This window comes from Bacillus sp. IT-79MI2 (genome assembly GCF_949768135.1).
In the GTDB taxonomy this organism is placed as follows: domain Bacteria; phylum Bacillota; class Bacilli; order Bacillales; family Bacillaceae_G; genus Bacillus_A; species Bacillus_A pseudomycoides.
In genome coordinates this window covers 87,479-111,154 of sequence record NZ_CATKPV010000045.1, presented here as the reverse complement: position 1 = coordinate 111,154, position 23,676 = coordinate 87,479, and the positions used below count along the sequence as shown (strand labels likewise).

26 protein-coding genes, 4 pseudogenes and 1 riboswitch are annotated in these 23,676 nt (G+C 36.3%); of the genes and pseudogenes, 15 read left to right on the top strand and 15 right to left on the bottom strand.

Going from position 1 to position 23,676, the window contains the following annotated elements:
- The first annotated feature begins 95 nt into the window (after positions 1–95).
- A complete protein-coding gene (locus ACM6HU_RS04040; RefSeq protein ID WP_016116765.1) occupies positions 96–1,295 on the top strand; it encodes an ATP-binding protein in 1,200 nt (399 codons plus the stop codon).
- A 336-nt stretch (positions 1,296–1,631) separates the two neighbouring features.
- Positions 1,632–2,852: an ATP-binding protein gene (locus tag ACM6HU_RS04035; protein ID WP_016133316.1), complete on the top strand. Its 1,221-nt coding sequence runs from the start codon at positions 1,632–1,634 to the stop codon at positions 2,850–2,852.
- Between the two features lie 122 nt (positions 2,853–2,974).
- Here the strand turns inward: ACM6HU_RS04035 and ACM6HU_RS04030 are convergent, their stop codons facing one another.
- A complete protein-coding gene (locus ACM6HU_RS04030) occupies positions 2,975–3,307 on the bottom strand; it encodes a hypothetical protein (protein WP_016116763.1) in 333 nt (110 codons plus the stop codon).
- Positions 3,308–3,868: pseudogene (locus ACM6HU_RS04025) on the bottom strand (Nif3-like dinuclear metal center hexameric protein); the annotation flags it as partial.
- A 135-nt stretch (positions 3,869–4,003) separates the two neighbouring features.
- On the opposite strand from ACM6HU_RS04025, the gene ACM6HU_RS04020 reads away from it, so the two are divergent.
- Positions 4,004–4,327, top strand: coding sequence for an iron-sulfur cluster biosynthesis family protein (locus ACM6HU_RS04020; protein WP_016116761.1), 324 nt, complete (start codon positions 4,004–4,006; stop codon positions 4,325–4,327).
- Positions 4,328–4,441: 114 nt separating this feature from the next.
- Positions 4,442–5,347 carry a DMT family transporter gene (locus ACM6HU_RS04015; protein ID WP_016116760.1) on the top strand — a complete coding sequence of 302 codons (906 nt, stop codon included), beginning with the start codon at positions 4,442–4,444 and terminating at the stop codon, positions 5,345–5,347.
- Between the two features lie 28 nt (positions 5,348–5,375).
- On the opposite strand, the gene ACM6HU_RS04010 is transcribed toward ACM6HU_RS04015, so the two are convergent.
- Entirely contained in the window at positions 5,376–5,597 is a 222-nt protein-coding gene (locus tag ACM6HU_RS04010; protein WP_016116759.1) for a hypothetical protein, read from the bottom strand.
- Between the two features lie 455 nt (positions 5,598–6,052).
- On the opposite strand from ACM6HU_RS04010, the gene ACM6HU_RS04005 reads away from it, so the two are divergent.
- The gene (locus tag ACM6HU_RS04005; RefSeq protein ID WP_016116757.1) at positions 6,053–6,424 is read left to right on the top strand and encodes an ATP synthase subunit I; all 372 of its coding nucleotides are present in this window, start codon (positions 6,053–6,055) and stop codon (positions 6,422–6,424) included.
- Positions 6,425–6,771: 347 nt separating this feature from the next.
- Here the strand turns inward: ACM6HU_RS04005 and pckA are convergent, their stop codons facing one another.
- Positions 6,772–8,358, bottom strand: coding sequence for a phosphoenolpyruvate carboxykinase (ATP) (pckA, locus tag ACM6HU_RS04000; protein WP_016116756.1), 1,587 nt, complete (start codon positions 8,356–8,358; stop codon positions 6,772–6,774).
- 229 nt (positions 8,359–8,587) lie between these two features.
- A riboswitch (SAM riboswitch) is annotated at positions 8,588–8,710 on the top strand.
- Positions 8,711–8,874: 164 nt separating this feature from the next.
- Here pckA and metK point away from each other — a divergent pair.
- Entirely contained in the window at positions 8,875–10,074 is a 1,200-nt protein-coding gene (metK, locus tag ACM6HU_RS03995) for a methionine adenosyltransferase (RefSeq protein ID WP_016116755.1), read from the top strand.
- A gap of 326 nt (positions 10,075–10,400) precedes the next feature.
- Here the strand turns inward: metK and ACM6HU_RS03990 are convergent.
- Together ACM6HU_RS03990 and ACM6HU_RS03985 are read right to left on the bottom strand one after the other, a co-directional pair.
- Positions 10,401–10,742, bottom strand: a pseudogene (locus ACM6HU_RS03990) (GNAT family N-acetyltransferase); the annotation flags it as partial.
- Between the two features lie 211 nt (positions 10,743–10,953).
- Positions 10,954–11,133, bottom strand: coding sequence for a hypothetical protein (locus ACM6HU_RS03985; protein ID WP_016116753.1), 180 nt, complete (start codon positions 11,131–11,133; stop codon positions 10,954–10,956).
- Positions 11,134–11,544: 411 nt separating this feature from the next.
- Here ACM6HU_RS03985 and ACM6HU_RS03980 point away from each other — a divergent pair, with 411 nt between their 5' ends.
- Together ACM6HU_RS03980 and ACM6HU_RS03975 are read left to right on the top strand one after the other, a co-directional pair.
- Positions 11,545–12,054 carry a molybdenum cofactor biosynthesis protein B gene (locus ACM6HU_RS03980; RefSeq protein WP_016116752.1) on the top strand — a complete coding sequence of 170 codons (510 nt, stop codon included), beginning with the start codon at positions 11,545–11,547 and terminating at the stop codon, positions 12,052–12,054.
- The gene (locus ACM6HU_RS03975) at positions 12,051–12,659 is read left to right on the top strand and encodes a molybdenum cofactor guanylyltransferase (protein WP_016116751.1); all 609 of its coding nucleotides are present in this window, start codon (positions 12,051–12,053) and stop codon (positions 12,657–12,659) included. Before ACM6HU_RS03980 ends, ACM6HU_RS03975 begins: the two co-directional genes overlap by 4 nt.
- An 81-nt stretch (positions 12,660–12,740) precedes the next feature.
- Here the strand turns inward: ACM6HU_RS03975 and ACM6HU_RS03970 are convergent.
- The 3 genes and pseudogenes from ACM6HU_RS03970 to ACM6HU_RS03960 form a co-directional block, all read right to left on the bottom strand.
- Positions 12,741–13,367, bottom strand: a pseudogene (locus ACM6HU_RS03970) (glycosyltransferase); the annotation flags it as partial.
- Between the two features lie 59 nt (positions 13,368–13,426).
- The gene (locus ACM6HU_RS03965) at positions 13,427–13,969 is read right to left on the bottom strand and encodes a phosphatase PAP2 family protein (protein ID WP_016116749.1); all 543 of its coding nucleotides are present in this window, start codon (positions 13,967–13,969) and stop codon (positions 13,427–13,429) included.
- A gap of 145 nt (positions 13,970–14,114) precedes the next feature.
- Positions 14,115–14,627 (bottom strand): gamma carbonic anhydrase family protein, encoded by a 513-nt coding sequence (locus ACM6HU_RS03960; protein WP_016116748.1) that lies wholly within the window; start codon positions 14,625–14,627, stop codon positions 14,115–14,117.
- Between the two features lie 74 nt (positions 14,628–14,701).
- Between ACM6HU_RS03960 and ACM6HU_RS03955 the strand changes: the two genes are divergently transcribed.
- The 4 genes from ACM6HU_RS03955 to ACM6HU_RS03940 all read left to right on the top strand — a co-directional run bounded on the left by ACM6HU_RS03955 (position 14,702) and on the right by ACM6HU_RS03940 (position 17,372).
- The gene (locus ACM6HU_RS03955; protein WP_016116747.1) at positions 14,702–15,505 is read left to right on the top strand and encodes an alpha/beta hydrolase; all 804 of its coding nucleotides are present in this window, start codon (positions 14,702–14,704) and stop codon (positions 15,503–15,505) included.
- A gap of 36 nt (positions 15,506–15,541) precedes the next feature.
- The gene (locus tag ACM6HU_RS03950; protein ID WP_016116746.1) at positions 15,542–16,603 is read left to right on the top strand and encodes a tetraprenyl-beta-curcumene synthase family protein; all 1,062 of its coding nucleotides are present in this window, start codon (positions 15,542–15,544) and stop codon (positions 16,601–16,603) included.
- A 204-nt stretch (positions 16,604–16,807) separates the two neighbouring features.
- Complete coding sequence (locus tag ACM6HU_RS03945; RefSeq protein WP_033671570.1) at positions 16,808–17,122, top strand: PH domain-containing protein; 315 nt, start codon at positions 16,808–16,810, stop codon at positions 17,120–17,122.
- Positions 17,123–17,135: 13 nt separating this feature from the next.
- Complete coding sequence (locus tag ACM6HU_RS03940) at positions 17,136–17,372, top strand: hypothetical protein (RefSeq protein WP_016116744.1); 237 nt, start codon at positions 17,136–17,138, stop codon at positions 17,370–17,372.
- A 19-nt stretch (positions 17,373–17,391) separates the two neighbouring features.
- Here the strand turns inward: ACM6HU_RS03940 and ACM6HU_RS03935 are convergent, their stop codons facing one another.
- The 6 genes and pseudogenes from ACM6HU_RS03935 to ACM6HU_RS03910 form a co-directional block, all read right to left on the bottom strand.
- Complete coding sequence (locus ACM6HU_RS03935; RefSeq protein ID WP_016116743.1) at positions 17,392–18,702, bottom strand: PepSY-associated TM helix domain-containing protein; 1,311 nt, start codon at positions 18,700–18,702, stop codon at positions 17,392–17,394.
- A gap of 174 nt (positions 18,703–18,876) precedes the next feature.
- On the bottom strand, positions 18,877–19,419 hold the full coding sequence (locus ACM6HU_RS03930) for a tetratricopeptide repeat protein (protein ID WP_016132133.1): 543 nt from the start codon (positions 19,417–19,419) through the stop codon (positions 18,877–18,879).
- Positions 19,420–19,428: 9 nt separating this feature from the next.
- The gene (locus ACM6HU_RS03925; RefSeq protein ID WP_016116741.1) at positions 19,429–20,112 is read right to left on the bottom strand and encodes an aspartate/glutamate racemase family protein; all 684 of its coding nucleotides are present in this window, start codon (positions 20,110–20,112) and stop codon (positions 19,429–19,431) included.
- Positions 20,113–20,187: 75 nt separating this feature from the next.
- Positions 20,188–20,514: pseudogene (locus ACM6HU_RS03920) on the bottom strand (hypothetical protein); the annotation flags it as partial.
- 191 nt (positions 20,515–20,705) lie between these two features.
- A complete protein-coding gene (locus ACM6HU_RS03915) occupies positions 20,706–21,278 on the bottom strand; it encodes a class I SAM-dependent methyltransferase (RefSeq protein WP_016116739.1) in 573 nt (190 codons plus the stop codon).
- Positions 21,275–22,234, bottom strand: coding sequence for a TIGR01212 family radical SAM protein (locus ACM6HU_RS03910; protein WP_016116738.1), 960 nt, complete (start codon positions 22,232–22,234; stop codon positions 21,275–21,277). Before ACM6HU_RS03910 ends, ACM6HU_RS03915 begins: the two co-directional genes overlap by 4 nt.
- 110 nt (positions 22,235–22,344) lie before the next feature.
- On the opposite strand from ACM6HU_RS03910, the gene ACM6HU_RS03905 reads away from it, so the two are divergent.
- The 3 genes from ACM6HU_RS03905 (at position 22,345) to ACM6HU_RS03895 (ending at position 23,669) form a co-directional block, all read left to right on the top strand.
- Entirely contained in the window at positions 22,345–22,608 is a 264-nt protein-coding gene (locus ACM6HU_RS03905) for a YtzC family protein (RefSeq protein WP_003208776.1), read from the top strand.
- 15 nt (positions 22,609–22,623) lie between these two features.
- On the top strand, positions 22,624–22,773 hold the full coding sequence (locus ACM6HU_RS03900) for a hypothetical protein (RefSeq protein WP_003208774.1): 150 nt from the start codon (positions 22,624–22,626) through the stop codon (positions 22,771–22,773).
- A 134-nt stretch (positions 22,774–22,907) separates the two neighbouring features.
- Positions 22,908–23,669 (top strand): ABC transporter ATP-binding protein, encoded by a 762-nt coding sequence (locus tag ACM6HU_RS03895; protein WP_016116737.1) that lies wholly within the window; start codon positions 22,908–22,910, stop codon positions 23,667–23,669.
- The last annotated feature ends 7 nt before the right edge of the window (positions 23,670–23,676 follow it).

Genomic DNA, 23,676 nt, shown 5'->3' with positions numbered 1-23,676 from the left:
GATATTATTTTGGTCAAACACTATTGTCGTTTATTATAATAATGTGTGTTAGTAATCATATAGAGAAAGTATATAGCTTTTGAGGAAGTGTGAAAGTGAAAAGAAACTTTATCTCATTTCAAGAAGAAAAGAAAAATGCCCGCCTCTTTTTATGGGTATTGAATATTGTATGGGTTATATATGAAATAGTTTATTCTATTATGCTAGGAGATTCTGTATCACTTATAAGATTAGATGTTCAAGTTCCAAAGTTTTTGTATGGAGCTTGCTTAATCGCAGGCAGTATGTATCTGATAAAAAGAGAACAGGCATATCGTGTTAAGTACATATGTTTAATAGCTTATATGTTTTCGGAAGGCTTTAATTTGTATTGGTATGCAATTCACAATAAGGTAGCATTTGATGATAGGAATATACTTGAATTTGTGTTTATTTTATTTGTGCCTATTTTTATGAGTAAAAGGTATTTACTGTGGCTATTTTTGATTGTTATGGGAAAGTATAGTGCATTTTTGGCCCTGGGGGAAAAAGAGGCATTTATGCGGTTAGTTATGTATAGTCTTTTATTATTTGTAACGTATCTCCTATTGAATCGATTTCTACAGTATCTTTCTACTGTAAATAATGTGATGATAGAAAAAAGAGAGTCTGAAAAGCTCGTAGTTATTGGAAAAATGGCAGCATCTGTTGGACATGAAATTAAAAATCCACTTTCATCATTAAGGGGATTTACACAATTGCAGAAAGAGAAATATGTAGATGATAAAGTGTATGAACATATGATTGATGAAATTGAGCATATAAACAATATGATAAGTGAGCTTATGGTAATGGCAACTTATAAACCCTCTACCTACAGTAGTTATTTAATAGAAGAAATTGTATCAAATGCGTTGAAAGAAATGAGTGCAGAAATCAATAGGAAACAGCTGTATCTCATTTATGATGTTGCACCTGATCAAATAAAAATAGATTGTGATCATCGTAAATTAAAAGGGGTATTTCTATACATAATAAAGAACGCAATTGAAGCGATGGAACATGGCGGAACACTTCAAATACATATAAACAAAAGAAATGAAGATGGTGCAATAGTAAGTATTGTAGATAATGGGTGCGGTGTGCAGGAAGAGAATTTGCAGCGTATAACAGAAGCTTTTTATACGACAAAGAAAAATGGCATCGGTTTAGGGCTTACTGTTGCTTGCAAGATTATTGAAGAACATGATGGGAAAATACACATTACGAGTAAAAGAAACGTAGGAACGAAAGTAGACATTATTTTACCTATATAAGAAAATTGAAAAACCGACATAAAACCTTTCTTTTTAGGTGGGAGAGAGCATCCGGCCATGGATAGAAGCGGTCAGATCCTTTTCCAGCCCCGTGCCAAGTGAAAACAAAGAGAGAAAACGAATGCAGGTCACCTTTTGTTTTTCATAGCAGCTTATATGTGAAAAATCAAAAAGGAGTTATCCCGCAAAAGCTCGACGGGTGATGGAAGTTTCACTTTATATAAATACAAATTGAAAAATCGACAGAAAACATAATTTATGTTAAAAAATCAAAATGGATTTATATAGAAGGCAAGATTCGTGAAGTATGTGTATTGTGAATAGAGGAGTTACTACATGGACAGTGTTTATAAATTAACAAGGGAAGAGATTCGAACGTTAAAGCTGTTTTTAAGTTTGTTCTTTACAACTTTTTTTATTTATGATGTTGCATATTATTATATTATGCCTAAGCTAGAAGGGGGAGGAGATGGGGGGCCAATTCTAGAAAGGGGTTTAGGGATATGGTTGTATATTCTCATGGTTATATTGGTGTTTGTGGGAATATATGTGGCGAAGCGACAGAACCCATATGCTGTGAAATATATTATTTTCATAGGATATAATATATTAGATTTCATTCATAATTTTATCATTTACTATGGAACAGATTTAGAGTTTGATGCAGGGAATATAGTGGAAGGGTTTTTCTTTCTTTTCGCACCATTATTTGTAAATAAACGCTATTTTTGGTTAGTAACGGGAGGGACAATAGTAAAGTATGTTTTAATGGGATTCATTGTGAATTCTTTTATTGTTCTCATTCCTATTGTTCTTTGTAGCTTGTTTTCCATTATAGGATGGATTATTTTATTGAGATTCCAATCTTATATACACACAATTGAAATGACACATAAGGAATTGCAACAATCGGAGAAGATGGCTGTAATTGGAAGGGTGGCAACAGTTATCGGTTTTAAAATGCGTAATCCATTGATGCTGTTGAACGGTTTTGTTAGAGGACAAAAAGAAAAGTATCCTGAGGATAAAGCCTATTGTGATATTATGGAGCAAGAAATCGAAAGAATCGATACAATTGCCACCGAACTGGTGGAGCTTGGAAATTCTAAGCCAATGGAATGCGGGAATCATAATATAAAAGACATTCTTTCATACGTGGTAAGAATTATGGGACAGTCTGCTTCGGAACGAGGAATTAAAATACATACCATTTATAAAGGTGAGTTACCAAGTATAACATGTAATGAAAAACGTTTAAAACAAGTGTTTTTAAATTTAATAAAAAATGCGATTGAATCTATGCAAGATGGTGGAATAATTATCATTGAAGTTACATTAAAAGATGCAATGATAATTCGAATCAAGGATGAGGGATGTGGCATACCGAAAGACAAAATGCCTAAACTAAGCGAAGCTTTTTATACAACGAAAGATGATGGAACTGGTTTAGGATTAATGGTTACCTATAAGATAATTGAAGAACATCAAGGAAAGATACAATTTGAGAGTGAAGTTGGAGTAGGGACTACAGTTGAGATTGTGTTACCAATTCACTGATGAATGAGAAAGAGAGGGAAGTAAATCCTCTCTTTTTATTTAAAATGATCGTTACATATACCTTATTAGATTAATTATCTATTCCTGATAATTAAAGGATCCGCAGTATTAGCCAATCTTTTTTAATCTCGTAGACCAAATCCAATTACTTTCTTTGTTTTCATATCAACAAATGCATCTACATTTCCAAGTTTGTAAGAACGATCAGATGGGAACGAAATACGAAAAACCTCTTTTCCTATATAAGAGGAATCTTTGACCGAAGATATTCCGGCTTGCAATGTTTCAGTTGTAATTGTAGCATGCTTCCAGCCATCACTTAGTTCTTCTTTCGTATGTTCAGATAATTGATCCCACACTGTTTTTCTTAATTCGTCTTCAGGGTTATTTTTACATGCACCTAATAAAAAACAGGTAAGAATGAGAAATATGAAAAAAATTTTTCGAATGCGCATTTAATACCACCATTTCTTTTGCGGAAGTAAAACAACATCCACATCAAAGTTTTCTATAAACCAATTACGCATCAATGTTTCCTTCACTAAGTATTCAGAAGCAGAATGTGACACACCGATAAGCGACATATTCGTTTCTTTCACATAGTCCATAATTAGTGAATACTTATGTTTGCCGTATTCGTTATCAATATGGCAATGAATTTCACCTGTAATATACGCCTCAGCGCCCTTTTCTTCTGCTTCTTTAAGAAGATCTATTTTATCACCGCATCCAGCGATAATTGCAATTTTTGTGATAAATTCATGTCGTTTGCCTTCAAAGTCTATATACGGAATGTGAAAGAGTTCTTTTAGTTGTTTTTCGAGTTTTCTTGTTGTTGTTTCAGGAATTTTGCAAATGAGTCCACATGGTATATCTTTACCATCATAAGCAAAACCATCTACTATATCGGCCTCTAGAGCTTTTGCAATCGCAATGCTTGTTCCATATGTTTGATGATGATCCATTGGAACATGGCATGTATAAATAGAAAGGTCTTTATCTTTGATTTCTTGTAAAGCTGGCATAATTCATCCTCCTTTATCACATACATTTTATATTAGTCTTAATTTTCTGTATACAATAAATGGATAGAATTTATAAAAAGAATGGTACAATATAAGAATTATGTACTGAGGTAGGAGGGACAATATATGTACGTTACTGTAACGGATGCAGCATATAAAAAGATTATGGATACGATTCCAAGTGAAGCGAAGTTTATAAAATTATTTTATGATAATGAAGGATGCGGCTGTGTGATGAGTGGAATTATTGATTTGGTGGCTGTATCAGAGAAAGATGAACGTGATGTAGATATTGATTCAAATAAACTACAGTTTATTGCGGATCGCACAAAGCTTGTTTTTATGGATGATAAATTGACTGTTGATTTACATGAATCAGGTGGACATTTTCAATTGAAGAGTCCGAATCAGTTTTATAATCCGAATATGAAACTTCATATTCGAGTATAACTTATGAAAAAAGGAGCAAACTGTACGCTCCTTTTTCTTATGAAATTCTTTAGTTTATAAAATGTACATTTAATTAAATTTTCTGTATAATCATCTGTGCGGAGGGGATTACGCATGAGAAGATGGGGGATTGAATTATTACTTTTAAATGTTGTTATCATTTGGGGGATAAATTATACGATCGGGAAATACGGACTTGAGGAGTTTTCAGCAGTTGAGTTTACTGCGCTCCGTATGATTGCAGCAGCACCGTTATTATTACTACTTACATTTTATATTGAAAAGTCATTGTATATGGAGAGAAGGGACATACTAAGGCTCATTGTTGTGAGTATTGTCGGTATCGTATTGTATCAAACGTTATTTATGGAAACTATTAAATATACATCCGCTACGAACGCTTCTTTACTCATTTCTATTTCACCTATTTTTACAACGATGTTTGCCATTTTGCTTAAGCAAGAGAAATTTTCTTCGCGAAAATTAGTTGGTTCTACCATAGCCTGTGGGGGAGCCGCTCTCGTTTTATTAGCTGGACATTCGCTTGTTGGGTCTTTTTACGGAAATGGAATTGGACTGATTACATCAATGTGCTGGGGGCTATATCCAGTGTTAGCAGGACCACTTATTAAAAAATATTCAGCGCTTCGTGTGACTGCATGGTCAGCAGTTGTTGGAGCGATTCCTCTTGTTATACTAAGCGGATGGCATATTTTTTCGATGCCGTTTCAAATTGAACAAGGAATGACATGGTTTGCACTATTATATTCTATTTTCTTTGTAACGGTATTCGGTTTAGTTATGTGGTATATTGGTGTTCAAAAAATTGGAGCTTCTCATACGATGGTATATATGTATATTACACCGCTTGTTGCGGTTGTATTTGCAGCGGTATGGGCGAAAGAACAGATTTCATTACAACAAATAATTGGTGGGTGTGTTATTTTTTTCGGTTTATGGTTTGTGAAATCCGAAAAACTTAGGACGCAGCCTGTCGTGTCAGAACATATATCAAAATAGGAAAACAGATCAGTCATGATCTGCTTTCCTATTTTTTTATTTTGGGTAGAAATATGAGGAACAAAATGGCAGTAATAAGTGGGATTAAGTTAAGAAAAGGTGTGCGGAACAGTGCAATGAGAATAATTCCGGAGAGAAGAACACCGAGGACAGCATAGAAGATACTATGTTTTTTTGTGTACCAATATAATGAGAGTCCTATAAGTGCAGGGATAATGAGGTGAATGAGAGCCATTAAAAAATAAATCATTATACGCCCCCTTTTTTGTGTACTTACTACATGCATGTAAATTGAAAAACTGACGTAAAACCTTTCTTTTTAGGTGGGAGAGAGGACCCGGCTATGCGTAGCAGCGGTCAGAGTCCTTTCCTACCCCATGTCAAGTTAGAACAGAGAGAGGAAAAGAGTGCAGGTGAATTTTGGTGCTTCGTGGCAGCGATTTTATATGTTGGAAAATTAAAGCGGATATATATACATCATATCCATAATCTTATAGATTGATATCACTTTTTTATAAATCTATGAAAAAATGTTTGCAAAAACGTCACAAAATGATCCTGCTTTCAAACTAGAAATCTTGTATAATGTTATTTCCGAAAAATATTTTAACAACATAAGCGTAGTGATTATGTTGTTTTTCTTTGAATGTAACAGATGAAGTCTGATGATATGTAAATAAGATGATAATGATAAAGGAGAATTGCATGATTAGTATGTCACTAAGGTCATTTAAAATCCAAATGTATTATTTGCTAGGCGCGATGCTATTAGGCTGGGCGATGACACCTTTTTCTGCTCACTTTTTAGGTGTGGGGATTGGTTTACTCGTTAGTATGTATTGTGTTTGGATTTTAGGAAGACGTATTGAAAAGCTTGGAGATAGTATTGTAAAAAAGAGTAAGGCACCAACACTTGGTATGATTAATCGCTTTGCAGCAGCGATACTCGGTGCGATTATTATGTATGAGATTGAACATCATATGGTCATGTGGGCATTTGCTGTTGGGATTATGGGTGGTTATTTTTTAATCGTTATTAATTTAGGATACTATAGCATGAAAGATGCGAGGAAATAGATAAATACAAATTGAAAAAACGGTATAAAACCTTTTCTTTTGGGGTGGAAGAGAGCGTCCGTCCATGGATAGAAGCGGTCAGTGCCTTTTTTTGCCCCATGCCGTGTGAAAACAAAAAGAGCAAGTGAGAGGGGAATCCACTTTTATTTCCGAAGCCGCGATTTATACGTTGGAAAATCAAAATATATATAGAAAGAAGCTTACGTTTTTATCGTAAGCTTCTTTTTTATTGTAAGTATGTGTAACCTATTAAGCCGCATGGGTTTTGTCGGTGAGTACGCGCACTTTTTAGGCTACAACATACTTATTCATATGAGTAAAGGGGTATTCAAACAGTAAAGGTTAAATTAAGCGATTGGACCGCCTAATTTGATCATGTTTTCAGAAACGTTCTCGAACTTCTTGAAGTTTTCTGTGAATTCACCTGCAAGTTCGATTGCTTTTGCTTTGTAAGCAGATTTATCAGCCCATGTTTGTTCAGGCATTAATACTTCATCAGGTACACCTGGTACATGAAGTGGTACTTCAAGACCGAAGATGTCATGTTTCACTGTTTCAGCGTTATCAAGCTCGCCGTTTAATGCGGCTTGCACCATTGCGCGAGTGTAACCTAAGTTCATACGTTTTCCAACGCCGTATTCGCCACCAGTCCAGCCAGTGTTTACTAGGAATACTTTTGCATCATGTTTCTCGATCTTCTCACCAAGCATTTCAGCATAGCGAGATGCATCAAGTGGTAAGAATGGAGAACCGAAGCAAGTTGAGAATGTCGCTTGTGGAGATGTTACGCCGCGCTCTGTTCCAGCTAGTTTGCTAGTGTAACCGCTTAAGAAATGGTACATAGCTTGCTCTTTATTTAATTTACTGATTGGAGGTAATACCCCAGATGCATCAGCAGTTAAGAAAATAATTGTATTTGGATGTCCAGCAACACTTGGTACGACGATATTATCAATCGCATCAATTGGGTATGCAGCACGTGTATTTTCTGTTAATGTAGTATCATTGTAATCTGCAACGCGTGTTTGATCATCAATTACAACGTTCTCAAGTACAGATCCGAATGTAATGGCATCAAAAATTTGCGGCTCTTTTTCATGAGAAAGGTTAATACATTTTGCGTAGCAACCGCCTTCAATATTGAATACACCGTTATCAGACCAACCGTGCTCATCATCACCAATTAATTTACGGTGTGGGTCAGCAGATAATGTTGTTTTACCTGTTCCAGATAAACCGAAGAATAAAGCGACATCGCCTTCTTCACCTACGTTTGCAGAGCAGTGCATAGATAAAATATCTTGTTCTGGAAGTAAGAAGTTCATAATAGAGAAGATTGATTTTTTCATTTCTCCAGCGTATTCCGTACCACCGATTAATACGATGCGTTTTTCAAATGAAACCATGATGAATGCTTCAGAGTTTGTACCGTCGATCTCTGGATCTGCTTTAAAGCTTGGTGCAGAAACAATTGTGAACTCAGCTTCATGATTTGTTAATTCTTCTTCAGTTGGACGAATAAATAATTGATGTACAAATAAATTGTGCCATGCATATTCGTTAACAACTTGTAATGGAAGACGATAGTTACGATCAGCACCAGCGAATCCTTTAAATACGAATAATTCTTCTTTTTCCTTTAAGTATTCTAATACTTTTGTATATAATTTATTAAAATGTTCTTCAGAAATCGGTTGATTTACAGATCCCCAAGCAATCTTATCGGCAACCGACGCTTCTTTCACAATGAATTTATCTTTAGGAGAACGTCCTGTATATTTTCCTGTAGAAGCAGAGACGGCACCAGTAGAAGTTAATTTTCCTTCATTTCTCATTAGTACTTTTTCCACTAATTGTGGAACGCTTAATTGAACCTGTGCATTGCTTCCGTTCAGTAATTCGTGTAATCCAATTTGGACATTCACAGTACTCATATTTATATACCATCCTTTTCATTTTAATGAAATATTTCTCGTAATCCCCATCAAGAGTATAACACAATCATATAAATAATGTATACTATTTATTTATTTTTGTTTGTGCGAATGTATTATTTTCCTATTTATATTTTGTCCGACAAATAATGCGAAAAACTTGTAGGAATATGTGAATATTAATTGACAAATGAATATCATTTCTTTAGTATAGGTTGGGACGGATACTCTCTTATCCCGAGCTGGCGGAGGGACAGGCCCGATGAAGCCCAGCAACCTCACTTGTAACGGTAATAAACAAGTGAATAGGTGCTAAAACCTGTGCGAGGCGAACGGTCTCGAACGATAAGAGCGAAGGGCAAAAAGCAGTATGCAAGTAGCAAATCAAACCTTTCCTCTATATAGGAAAGGTTTTTCTTTATACTTGTGTGGGAGAATAAATGAATGTCGCAGTTTGTGGCAAATTAAGGATGAGTTCCGTACAATATATACGATTACTGTAGGGAGGTTTACCACATGACAAAACAACGTCATCTGTTCACATCTGAGTCTGTAACTGAAGGACATCCAGATAAAATTTGTGACCAAATTTCTGATTCAATTTTAGACGCGATCTTAGCAAAAGACGCAAATGCACGTGTAGCTTGTGAAACAACAGTAACAACTGGTTTAGTATTGGTAGCGGGGGAAATTACGACTTCTACTTATGTAGATATTCCAAAAATCGTTCGTGAAACAATTCAAGGTATCGGTTACACTCGTGCAAAATATGGATTCGATGCAGAAACTTGTGCAGTTTTAACATCTATCGATGAGCAATCTGCTGACATCGCTATGGGTGTTGACCAAGCATTAGAAGCACGTGAAGGTCAAATGACTGACGCTGAGATTGAGGCAATTGGTGCAGGGGACCAAGGTTTAATGTTTGGTTTCGCATGTAATGAAACAAAAGAATTAATGCCACTTCCAATCTCACTTGCTCACAAATTAGCTCGCCGTTTAACGGAAGTTCGTAAAGATGAAACATTAGAATATTTACGTCCAGACGGTAAAACGCAAGTTACAGTTGAGTATGATGAAAATGGTAAACCAGTACGCATCGATACAATTGTAATTTCTACACAGCATCATCCAGAAGCTACATGGGAACAAATCGATCGCGACTTAAAAGAGCACGTAATCAAAGCTGTAGTACCAGCAGAATTAATGGATGAGGAAACGAAATTCTTCATTAACCCAACAGGCCGCTTCGTAATCGGTGGACCACAAGGGGATGCTGGTTTAACAGGACGTAAAATTATCGTTGATACTTACGGCGGATACGCTCGTCACGGCGGCGGTGCATTCTCTGGTAAAGATGCAACAAAAGTTGACCGTTCTGCAGCATACGCAGCTCGTTATGTTGCGAAAAACATCGTAGCAGCTGGTCTTGCTGAAAAAACAGAAGTACAACTTGCATACGCAATCGGCGTGGCACAACCAGTATCAATTTCAGTTGATACATTCGGCACTGGTAAAGTATCTGAAGAAGTACTAGTAGAACTAGTTCGTAACAACTTCGATCTTCGCCCAGCTGGTATCATCAAAATGTTAGACTTACGTCGCCCGATTTACAAACAAACAGCAGCTTACGGCCACTTCGGACGTACTGATGTAGACCTTTCATGGGAACGTACAGACAAAGCAGCAACTTTAAAAGAGCAAGCTGGTCTATAATATAAGAAGAAAAAAGCTTTGCGCGAAGGCGCAAAGCTTTTTTTTAGGCATGTTAACACATATTTGGGTAAAGTTAATCTTGAACTTTATTCAAATATATATTGGCTAATTTGATTGCACATAATTATGAAATCAAATTTAGGAAGCTAACTACTGTGAATAATTAGATGGGTGTTAATGGTTTAAAATATCCCCAAAAATATTCATCACGTGTTACATGGATAAAATAATATGAGATTATTGGAGATAATATATTGCCTATTATAAGAGTGGTTGTAGTATTCAAGCATTTACAACAAAAAGCAAGTAGTGAAGTTACAAGCAACATAATTTAATAACACTGTTAAGGCTTCTTTCCCGTATCCTTGTCCCCAGCAATTCTTTTTACCGATATCAATAATACATTCCGCATTTCGATTGTGTGGATCGATGTTAATTAAAGAAGTGAGGCCAATGGGAAGATGACTATCTTTTTGTTCAATGATATAACTTTTAGAAGTGGGAGAGTGGATGATTTGTTTGCAAAACGCTTCTGTTTCTTGAACGGAATGGACATCAAGACTAAGGATAGTGGTATTCATAACTTCTATATCGTTTCGCCAAAGGTGATAGATGGGAATATCGTCTTTTGAAAACTTTCGTAAGCGAATTCGATTTGATTCGAACAATTCGGTATATCTCCTATTTCACCTCATTATTTTGTTTCGTGAATACTCCAACACACGAACCACAATATACTTCTCCATCAAGCTCAATATATTTTTTCATATTTGTCATCCCGCTTGGAGGGAACGGCATATGAACCCATGCTTTTTCATATGTTTGAATCTCTTTTCCGCATGATCTGCAAATTGTAGGTTTTTTGCGAAATAATGGTCATCAGCCTTTCTTTTGACGCGCTTTTCCAGCACAAAATGCACTGCATAGTAAAAAGAGTGTCGCAAATCCCCAGCCGCCAATTGCTGAATATGGAACAGCATCCTTTAATGCCATCCCAGCACTGATGGAAGCGACAAATAGAAGGATAAATACCGTTGTGAGTTTTCGATAAAGTTCCATGAATGAACCTCCTAAGTATGAAAATTTATTTAGTATGTATCTGGTTATTTCGTGCGATTCCTAATCCATTGAAATAAAATAAAGCAAGAGGAACCACGGTTCTCGATAATAGCCAATAGAGTCGTCTAGCATGAATACGTATCATTTTAGAAAATTGATATCTAATCTATAGGTAATGAATTGGAAGGGAATTAGGATTATAAGAAAAGGAATTCATGGGACAGGTTGTTTAGGATTATAAAATAGAGGTATAGATAAACTCCCTTTTTATGGTTATATATACTTATATTGTATCATGATGTTTCGGTCATGTAATAGATAATTGTGGATATGTGATGTATTTCATATGTAATAAAATTTCTATACGATATGATAAAATTATGAGTAGTTCATAAGAAGGGGCGAATAAAAATGAGCGTAATAGAACATAAAAAACAAGCACCCACAGAGGTTCGTTGTAAAATTATTACGATCTCTGATACACGTACAGAAGAGACGGATAAGAGTGGTAAATTGTTAAAAGAATTATTATTAGAAGCGGGCCATATAGTAACCGCTTATGAAATTGTAAAAGATAATAAAGAAAGTATTAGGCAAGCTGTATTAAGTGGATATCATCAAGAAGATGTTGATGTTGTCTTAACAAATGGAGGGACTGGTATTACAAAGCGTGATGTTACGATTGAGGCAGTTTCGGCATTATTAGATAAAGAAATTGTTGGATTTGGTGAATTGTTTCGGATGATTAGTTATTTAGAAGATATCGGCAGCGCTGCAATGCTAAGTAGAGCAATTGGCGGAACAATTGGAAGGAAAGTTGTCTTTTCGATGCCAGGTTCTAGCGGGGCAGTTCGCCTTGCGATGAATAAATTAATTTTACCAGAGTTAGGACACATTACATTTGAGCTGCATCGTCAATGAAAAAGCTCGCTGGGATTGTATTAGCTGGTGGTATGTCGAGACGATTTGGTGAGCCGAAAGCATTGGCAAGCTGGCAAGGACATACTTTTATCGAACAGATTGTTCAAATGATGCGGGATACTATACAAGATGTAGTTGTGATTAGTCATCCTGATATAAAAGAAAGAATTGTTACCTTAGTAGACGTTCCTGTTATAGAAGATATTTCTCTCTATAAAGGAGATGGACCGCTTGCTGGAATTGTATCGGGGATGGAGCATATAGAGACGGAGTGGTATATCGTTTCGCCTTGTGATGCACCGAACCTTTCAAATGAGTGGATTACAGCATTAGTAGGACAAATAAGTGGTGAATATGAGGCAATTGTTCCGGTTATTGATGGAAGAAAGCAGCCGTTATTAGCAGCGTATCATTATCGTGTAAAAGAAAAAATATACGCATTACTAAATGAAGAAAAACGAAGTATGGAACAACTTTTATCACAGTGCAACGTAAAATATGTGATGGAAGAGGAATGGAATGTAGCGAGAGAATTATTTGTGAATGTAAATACAAAAGAGGAATATACGCGGTTACTGAATGAGAAAAAGAGCAAAAAGGTATGACGTTATAGAGTCATACCTTTTTGCTCTTTATGAATACGATGGATGAGTTCATTGCTATATGTTTTGAGGTCAATTTTTTTATTACGCAAGTAGTTCGGTATTGTTTTGGTGAAGCACCTCTTCATATTGCATGTATAAACCATGAAAAATTTCATCCCAGCTTTGTGTAGTGGCGTAGAATCTAGCGGCTATGCCCATTTGTTTACGCATTTCTTCGTTATTTAACAACTGATAAATAGATGATAAAAATGAGTTCGAGTTTTTGGGTTCGCAAAGAAAACCTGTTTTTCCATCTGTAATAATATTTTTTACTCCGCCAGAATTCGCACTAACGACTGGTGTACCACATGCGAGCGATTCAAGAACGACATTGCCAAACGTTTCTGTGGCCGATGGAAATACCATGAGATCGGAGCATGCATAAGCTTCTGCTAAATTTTCTTCTTGTAAATATCCTGTAAACGTAACGTTTGCTGGTAAAGTTTTACGTAATTCTTCAGCAAGGGGACCATCTCCTGCAATGAGCCAATGAATATTATCTTTTCGTTCTTTTATTGGTGTGTGAATCAGTGTACGCAATGTTTCGATATCTTTTTCAGGGGCAATGCGTCCGACATAGGAAAGAATGTATGGAGCAGTAATATTATATTTTTTTCGGAATAGGTCTTTATTGTAAGCCTGATGGAAGAGTGAACAATCTACGCCGCGCCATTTACTTGCGGTGTAAATGTATCAGTAAATATGGCGACTCTCATCCAATCTCTCCTTTACATGAAAAATGGAATGAATTGATAAAAAGAGATGATGCCAGAACATGTGCCAAGGCACATACCTACAAATACATCTGATGGATAATGAAGCCCGAGATAGATGCGGGAAATTCCTACAATAATTGCTAATAGAAGTAAAACGACTAATAAGTTTGGATCATAACAAATAAATGGAACAACTACCGAAAAAATAGCTGTTGTATGACCTGACGGAAAAGAATGATCTTTTAATGGATGCGATGGATATTTTGCATCTTGAATTGTTAAATAAGGCCGTTTGCGTGGATACCACCTTTTTAATATTTGCACAGGAATATGACTAATTGTTAATGAAAGAGCTGCTGCAATTGCTGCATCGTGTAGAGGACCCTGTGAAAATATAAGAAAGCATAACGTAAGCGAGATGGAAAAGATTGCACCACCGATATGTGTAATGGTACGGAAAAAGATATTTAATGTTTTTTGATCAAAGTAACGGTTAATTCCTTTAAAAATGTAACATTCTATTTTATATAAGGAGCTGACGGATTTAGCTTTCATGAAATCTCTCCCCCGCATTTACATATATATTGAGATTATATCTTCTATTTTAATAAGGTTTTATTGAGGGAATAATAAGATTTTGTAAAGAAAACGTTAGAGTTTTAACGAAAAAAGCTGCCATCATGGTGGCAGCAAGTAGAGACTATTTTTGCAGTGACTTATAGTACTGTCCTTTTTCAACATATTGTTTGCGAATGCGTTCCATATCTTTGCGATCTTCATCTGTTAATTCGCGAATGACTTTTGCCGGACGACCGAAGGCCAGTGTATTAGGTGGAATTTTCTTTCCTTGTGAAACTAAACTACCAGCACCGATGAATGCACCTTCACCAATTTCAGCACCGTCTAAAATAATAGATCCCATCCCGATTAAAGAGTCTTTTTTTAAGGTACAGCTATGTAAAATAACTTGATGTCCAACTGTTACATCATCTTCTAAAAGAAGAGGGTACTGTGGACTTTGATGAAGTGTACATTGATCTTGTACATTTACGCGGTCTCCAATTATTACTTTAGACACATCACCACGAATGACTGTATTAAACCAAATGCTTGATTCTTCACCAATTGTGACGTCGCCTGTAATCGTAACATAGTCAGCGATAAAAGCACTACTCGCAATTTTCGGATTTTTATCTTTATAAGGATATATCATGTAAAGCCTTCCTTTCCTAGAAACTAGTTTTAGTGTATCAAATTAAGGGAAAGAGTGAAATGGAGGAGTTTCGTATGTGGAATTATGAAGCGGAAGCAGCCAAAGCGGTAATCGTGATTGTGCACGGTGCGATGGAATATCACGGACGTTATGAGGCGCTAGCAGAAATGTGGAATCATTTCGGGTATCATGTTGTCATGGGAGACCTTCCAGCTCATGGAACAACTTCAAGAAATAGAGGACATATTGACTCATTTGATGAATACATAGAAGAAATAAAATTATGGGTGAAAGAAGCAAGAAAGTATCGGCTACCTATTTTTTTATTTGGACATAGTATGGGCGGTCTTATTGTCATTCGAATGATGGAAGAAACGAAGAGAGACGATATAGATGGAATTATATTAAGCTCGCCATGCTTAGGTGTATTAGCTGTACCTGCTGCTCCGCTTCGAGCTGTCTCAAAGGTGTTAAATATTCTCACGCCAAAACTTCAATTTCCCACCAAACTTACAGTAAACATGTCAACGAGAAATAAAGAAGTTCGCGATGCGATGGAAAATGATTCATTGTTCTTGCGCAAGGTATCGGTTCGTTGGTATAGTGAATTGATAAAATCTATTGAGATTGCTCATGACAAAATAGATGAGTTTCCAGACGTTCCGCTCTTGCTAATGCAGGCATGTGAGGATAAACTTGTAGATAAAACACGTGTCCGTAAATGGTTTGATAACTTAAAGATTAGTGATAAGGCATATAAAGAATGGCCAAATTGTTACCATGAGCTATTAAATGAGTATGAGCGAGATGAGATTTTGAACTATATCAAGTCATTTACTGAAATACATGTAAATAACATAATAGAAACAAATAAATAATTATTTGTACATTTAATAGAGGAGATGAAGGAAGAAGTGAACGTACCGAGTAATCCCATAACGCTCATGGCGAAAGTATACCGTGATGTGTTTCCGGTTGTACACCATGAGCTAGCGATGTGGAAAGAGCGTGCCTACCATATTCCAAATGACGAACTTCATAGTCAAGCGATTGCAAGTATTGAGCATAAAACATTTCATTGTGAAGGCGGTGGTATTTTAGCGCTGCTCGCAAATGAACAACGCGAGGAATGTATTCGTTTTATTGTGGCGTATCAGACGATTAGTGATTACTTAGATAATTTATGTGATCGTAGTACATCGCTTGATCCGAATGATTTTGCTGCACTGCATGAATCAATGCTGACTGCATTAACACCAGAGAGTGAAGGAAGCAATTACTATCGTTATCGAGATGATCAAGATGATGGTGGTTATTTAGATGAGCTTGTTGCAACATGCCAAGATGTTTTAAAGAAAACGAAGCACTATGATAAAATCGCTCCGATTCTTCACGAACTTGCTTGTTATTATTGTGATTTACAAATTCATAAGCATGTGAAACTAGAAGAAAGAGAACCGCGCTTACAAACATGGTTTGAGGCTCATAAGGAAAATGTACCCCCAATGAGCTGGTTTGAATTTTCGGCATGTGCAGGATCAACACTTGGAATCTTTTGTCTCGTGGCGTATGCGTTTCATGATGAATTACTTGATGAAGATATTGCAAAGATTAAGCAAGGTTATTTCCCGTACGTACAAGGGCTTCATATTTTGCTTGATTACTTTATTGATCAAGAAGAAGACCGACTTGGCGGGGACTTAAATTTCTGTAGTTATTATGAAAATGAACAAGTCGTATTAGAGCGAATGAAGCATTTTGTGGAAGAAGCAGAAAGAAATATTGGTGACTTACCACATGCGAAGTTTCATCGCCTTATTAGCCGCGGTCTCCTTGGGATTTATTTATCTGATCAAAAGGTATCAGAGCAAAAAAATATGCAGCAAATGGCACGGCGCATCGTGAAATATGGTGGATTCACTTCACGATTCTTCTATTGGAACGGGAAGATGTACCGAAAGAAAAGGGCGCAGTGATAGAAATAGAAAAAGATGTGCATTTGGTGCATGTCTTTTTCTATGTTGATTTTTGGCGAACGGTCGATATTCTATGTCGAATCGTCGATATGTTATTGTAGCTATTTTTTTTTGACTTTATATTTTAATCTTCGGATAATTAAAGTATAACAGTTTAAAAAGGCGGGGATTAAAGTGGAGAATATATTAAATCAAGCCAAAGAGATGCTACATGATGATGAAAACATTGTATTGTATATTCAATGTTCTTTGGAAATTTTTATATATCGGAGCGTTCCACGACCAGGCATACTCGTTTTGACTAATAAAAGACTCTTTTTCTGTGGACCCGATATTGCTGGAAATACATTATTTGAAGAATTTTTATTTGACAAAATATCCGCTATAAAGGTGAAAAAAGGTTTGTTTGGAATTAAAATTTCAATTCAACATGGTACGGAATGGATAAAAGTAAAATATATTCAAAATGCAGACCCTGGTGTATTTGTTCGAAAGTTAGAAGAGATAATGGTGGTTTGAAGGGGGAATCACAATGAAACAGTTCTTAAAAAAACTATATGAACATATAGAAATTATCTTGTTAGTATGTCTTTCGGTTTCATTCTTGCTTGGAGTGTATACGATGATAAACAGAACTGGTGATCCAACTACGATGGATTATGTAGCGCAGGCTATTATAGGGACTATTATTATTGGTGATGTTCTTTTTTTAATTCGTGAGAGAAAGAAAAAAATTGAGTCAGAAATAAAAAGCATTTGTACAAGATGAATTGTACAAATGCTTTTTTCTATACTTTTTTTACCCATATTTTAGAGAATAGATATAGTAAAAACTCAATTACAAAAATGATAAGAACAGATAAACCGAATAAAGGCATGACAATTCCTAATAAAATCATAATAAGTATAAAGGCAAATATGCTTTTTTTATCTTTTTGTTTTGATGGTGCTCCTACCTTACCTTGTGGCTTTCTTGCTAGCCACATTTTAACACCGAAATAAATGAGGAATAGTAAGGACAAGGTTGTAAGTAAGCATAGTATTTTGTTTGGCCATCCAAATAAATGTCCTTCATGAAGGGGGATACCATAAGAAAACCACTGTGCAAATAAGCCATAATCACGATAGTCAATTTTTGAAATGAGAGTGCCGCTATATTGATCAAAATAAGCAGTAATTTCTTCATTTGGTGATACGTGCATTCCTGTAATACCAGAACCGCTAGATTTTGAAATAGTGAATACTCCTTTTGGCTCATTTGGTAATGAAATGACATATGGTTTTTCAATTTGAATCGATTTCTCTAACTCATCAATTGAAAGAGCTGTCTGTTCGTTTGAATCTGATTGTGGCGGTGTTTCTTGTCTAGTCGCCCACGGTAACTCTTTAAACTTAGACTCTGGAGGAGCCATATATAATTTCGGATATCCTAGTGATTCATTGGAAGTTGCTATGTTATAAATTTGTTTTCCCATAAAAGCAGACCAAGGTAATCCTGTTAATACTAGGAGAATGAGTGGAATTGTGAATACAATACCAATTATGCTATGAAGTCGTTTGGACCTCTCTCTAGCGTTTGATACCAGGGGTTTCTTGAAGCGTTTTATACTCATATATAAACCAGTAACAATTAAAAAAATCGTCCAGCAAGCGGCTAGTTCGACTAAGTAGTTTACAACGGTACCGCCTACTAGAAGAGAGCTATGTAGTTCTCGCATAATATTTGCAAACGTTGCATCAGCATTTTGATCCCCAATAATTTGGTTATGTTTATCTAAGTAAACATACTTCTGATCACCCGTATATTCATTTGCCATTGTGAGTCTTGTATTATGATCATCTTTGAAATAGCTAATTTTCGTCACGTTATAGTGAGGATATTTCTTTTCTGTTGTTGAAATGGATTCAGACATAGAAAGAGATTCTGTTTGCCTACTATTTCCAAAATATAAATCTTTATAGATGAAATTCTCAACTTCCTCTCGAAACAAATAACCAATGCCACTGAGTGATAAAGTAATGAGTAGCGGTGCTATGAAGAGACCGGCGTAAAAATGCCATCTCCAGAAAATATAATGAAGCGATCGATTTTTTTTCATATTTTAAATCCCCCGTCCAACCTTTTATAAAATGAATGCTCATTTAATATATCGGGATAAAGTGTGATTATTTTGAAAGAATTGTGAAAAATGTTAAAAGTTTTAGGGGCATATAAAAAAGACGTGCAGCATGCGCACGTCTTTTTAGCGATTTCTGTCGAGGGGTTGATATATTTATAGGTACGAAGAACAATGTTGGATACATAGTTTTGTCGAGCGAATCAGTTCTTCATTTCCTTTTTCTAATCGAATTTGCAGTGCTTTTTGAAAGTAAGAGAAAGCTGCTTTTAGATCCCCTTCATCTAATTTGCTTTTTCCGTAATGTTGATAGAGAAAATCCTCGTAATGCGCTAAATCATTTTGCTGTAACATGTGAAAGAGTTCAGTGAAAATCTCATTTGCTTTTTCAAAATCTTTTTCCCAGTGATATACATGTGCAAGGCGGAGTTTGTTAATAAAAATTCCTTGTATATGTTGTAAGGTTTCATATTGCTCTATAGCTTGTTGTAAGTAGTATTTACTTTCGGCAAGGTCTCCTACTATTCGTTCGTAAACGCCGATTAAACCGCATTGCTTTGCATATGATAAATCTGAATCAGGCAAGTTTATTTTTAAAAATGTGATTCCTTGCTTCATTTGCGTAAGGGATACTGGTTTTTCACGAAGGTTTTCATCGAATGTATAGTCCATTTCGAAAGGGCTGTTTTCTATTTTCATGGAATCCTCCTAACTTTTTTGAGAGGATAAATATTTATTTACAACAGCTTGCGCAAGACAAGTAGATGAATCAACCAAGTAAAAGTTATATGGCACTGTTTTCGATACGACATTTAAATCTGTGCACGCCACGATAACAGCATCTACTGCTTCAGATAATTCTATACAAAGTGTATACCATAATTCGTTTGCTTTATTTAGGTTCCCTGTTTTTATGTTAGAGATAATTTGAGTGATAGCGGTTTGCCAGCTATTTTTATGTATATAGTCCATACCACGTTTTGCAATCCCATCTTGATATATACCGGATTGAACAGTCGCATCGGTTGCTAAGAGAGCTACTTTCCTTACGTGATCGGGTATTTCTTTTATCGTCTCATCCACCATATTTAAAATGGGAACTGAAATTGAATTTTGTAGTTCATAAAAATATAAGTGCGCTGTATTACAAGGCATGGCAATAAAATCGACACCTGTGTTTTCAAGTTTTTGTGCGCCATTTATAATAGCATTTTCCATAGCTTTATGATCAATAGGTTTATCCATATAAAAAGGTGTTGGACAGGAATAAATCATCATATGTGGAAAGTCCATATCATGTTTCGCACCGTATATTTTTTGGCATTGCTCGACTACTGTATCAACGAATGGGCCTGTTGACTTTGGTCCCATTCCTGCTAATATTCCGATCATTGTTAGTTCTCCTTATGTTGGTAAATTTTAATATATGAATTTAAAACTTCTCGATTTTCATCGTATATTCCTTCTTTAAAATCGTTTTTTTTGAACGAGAAAAAGGAATAGAGTAATTAATAAGAGCGAGTATATAAGTGCCCATGCAGTAAGCCAAAGCACGTGAACAAGCAAATGATGTTCATATTGTCCAAGCATCAGAAAACTATTGATAGGCGGAAAAACCCATAATAGTTCCGGCATTTCTTTTTTGAGACGAATGGAAGCAATTGTGATAAGTAGTACAAAAGAAAGACTAAGCCAAGCTGTACTTGCTTTTTTAATGATATTTCGTGTAAATAATGTTGCGATTGAAATAACGAGTATGGATAAAGAAAAATGTGCAAGGAGACCAGTGATAAATGAATGTCTTTTAGTATCAGTTGTTTGCCATAGGCCTTTTGTATTTCCTTTAGTTCTAATAACAAAATGATTGCCTCCTTCTTTATAGATTTCGCACATCCATTATATGGCATATTTTATTCTCGGAACAATAAAAAACGTGCAGCACATGCACGTTTTTTATAACGATTCTTGTTGAATCGCCGATATATTTAGCGTTTCTCAATCGCCACAATAAATGGCGGGTTATTTTGTTGGTTGATGAAGCCGTAACGAAGTACGTGAGCTTGTTTTTGATCCAGCTCTTCGGCGAATTGCAGGACAGCATCGCGCTCTACTTGTCCTTCTGGATGTCCATGATAAATGACAAGAACGATAATTCCTTCTGGTGCCATGACTTCTAATAATTGTTCGATGGCAGCTATCGTTGAGTTTGGTTTGGTAACGATATGCTTGTCACCGCCAGGAAGGTAACCTAAGTTGAAAATGGCTCCGGTTACTTTGCCTTTTGCTTCTTCTGGTAATACAGATAACAAAGTATCGTGGCTATCATGAACGAGAACAGTTCGTTCTTCAAGTCCTCTTTCTTTTAGGTGAGTAGCCGAACTTTCAATTGCTTCACGCTGAATATCAAATCCAAATACTTTCCCGTGTTCTCCAACAATCTCCGCTAAAAAACAAGTATCGTGACCGTTGCCAAGTGTTGCGTCTACGGCATAATCACCTTCTTTGACAGCTGTTTGCAAAAGCGTGCGTGCAAACGGTAATACACGTTCTAATTTCATACGGGTTTCACCTCGTTTGCATATTTTCCTTGCCAACTTCCGCGGCGTACAAATTCCGCATCGATGGAATTTAATACTTCCCATTTATTCAAGCTCCACATTGGACCAATCATTAAGTCAGGCGGACCGTCACCTGTGATGCGGTGCACAATGACATCTGCTGGAATGATTTCAAGTTGGTCGACAACGAGACTTACGTAATCCTCAAGAGAAAGGAATTCAAGTTGTCCTTTTTCATACTGCTTCACCATTGGCGTTCCTTTTAATAAATGAAGCAAATGAATTTTAATCCCTTGCACATCAAGTGTTGCGACTTCACGAGCCGTTTCCATCATCATGTCATAATCTTCAAGAGGAAGACCGTTAATAATATGTGAACATACTTTAATACCGTGCTTACGAAGCTTGTTTACACCTTCGACATATGATGGATAGTCATGGGCACGGTTGATGAGGTTCGCTGTACGTTCATGGACAGTTTGTAACCCAAGTTCTACCCAAAGATATGTCCGTTTATTTAAATCAGCTAAATATTCAACAACATCGTCAGGTAAGCAGTCAGGACGAGTTGCGATGGAAAGACCAACAACGTCTTTTTCAGCTAAAAGTGGTTCGAATTTTTCTTTTAATACTTCAACAGGAGCGTGGGTATTCGTGTACGCTTGGAAATAAGCAATACACTTTCCATCTTTCCATTTCGAGTGCATTTTTTCTTTCATTTCATGATATTGCGTTATAACATCATCGCGGCGGTCACCAGCAAAGTCACCAGAACCAGCAGCGCTACAAAATGTACATCCGCCGTATGCGACTGTGCCATCGCGGTTGGGGCAATCAAATCCAGCATCTAATGAAACTTTAAAGATTTTTTCGCCGAACTCTTTTCGTAAGTGATAATTCCACGTATGGTAACGTTTATTGTCATTTGTATATGGAAAAGGGTTTTGAACCTTCATTACATATCCCTCCTAAAGCCTAAAATGAAACAAAATCCATTATAACATACTCATAAGGTCGATATGGAAGGGACACACTAAAGGAGAACTAAAGGCAAGGAGGCTACATCATGGCAGAGCGTCAATCACTTGAAGAATACATTACGCAAGCAGAGCAAGCAATAGAGTATGCAAAAGAGCAATTAGATATCGGAAGTAGACAAGAGCATTACAATACAATGGAGTATTCTGATGCGCAATTACAATTAGAGCAAGCCTATAATGATTTACAAATCATGCAGCAACATGCGAATGATGAACAGCGTGAGCAGCTAAACCGTGCTCGTATGGCAGTTCGTCAATTGCAGCATCAAATGATTATTACACCGCACTAATAAGGAGTGATAGGCATGGCAAAGCGTTCAGATCAAAACAACCCAGAGCAAAAAACACAAAATGGGCATAACGCAGAGTTTTCAAATGAACTCGATCCAGTGGTACAAGCAAAACAACGTAATCGTAAAAAAGGACAACCACAAAAATCGAAGCAATCAGAGTAAACCAGGTCGCAGTATGACCTGGTTTTATTTTGTCATCTTACAAAAATGTAAGGTAAATGTAATGTAAAACAATGGCAGATAACCCTGGAAAGGCGCAAAATGGGAAAAGAGAAAACAAACGTAGGAGGATATGTATGAACAGACCAGTTGTAGACGTCCAAAACGTCCAAAAAGTATACGGTAAAAAAGGTGAGAGCCAATCACACGCCTTAAAAGGTGTATCATTCTCTATTCAAGAGGGTGAATTTGTTGGAATCATGGGACCATCTGGTTCAGGGAAAACAACGTTATTAAATGTAATTTCAACACTGGATAAAGCAACGGGCGGCGTTGTTGAAATTGCAGGTACGGATATTACAAAAATGAAGCAAGGAGAACTATCTGATTTCCGCTCACAAAAGTTAGGATTCATCTTCCAAGACTTTAACTTATTAGAAAACTTATCAATCTATGAAAATATTGCTCTGCCACTTTCTCTACAAGGTGTTCCATCACGTAAAATCGGAACAAAAGTAGAAAAGGTAGCTAAAATGTTAGGGATTTCAGAAATTCTTCAAAAGTACCCATCTGAAGTATCTGGTGGACAAAAACAGCGTTCAGCAGCAGCGCGCGCACTTGTACATGAACCAGCGATCATTTTAGGAGATGAACCAACAGGAGCGCTTGATTCTAAAAATGCAGCGAGTCTTTTAGATGCGATGACAAACTTAAATGAAGAACAAGGTGTTTCTATTATGATGGTTACACATGATCCATATAGCGCAAGTTACTGTCAGCGTATTTTATTCATTCAAGACGGCGAGTTATATAAAGAGATTCACCGCGGTGGTACGCGTGAAGCGTTCTATAAAGAAATTTTAGATGTGCTTGCAGACTTAGGCACACAAAAAGCATAAGAAAGGA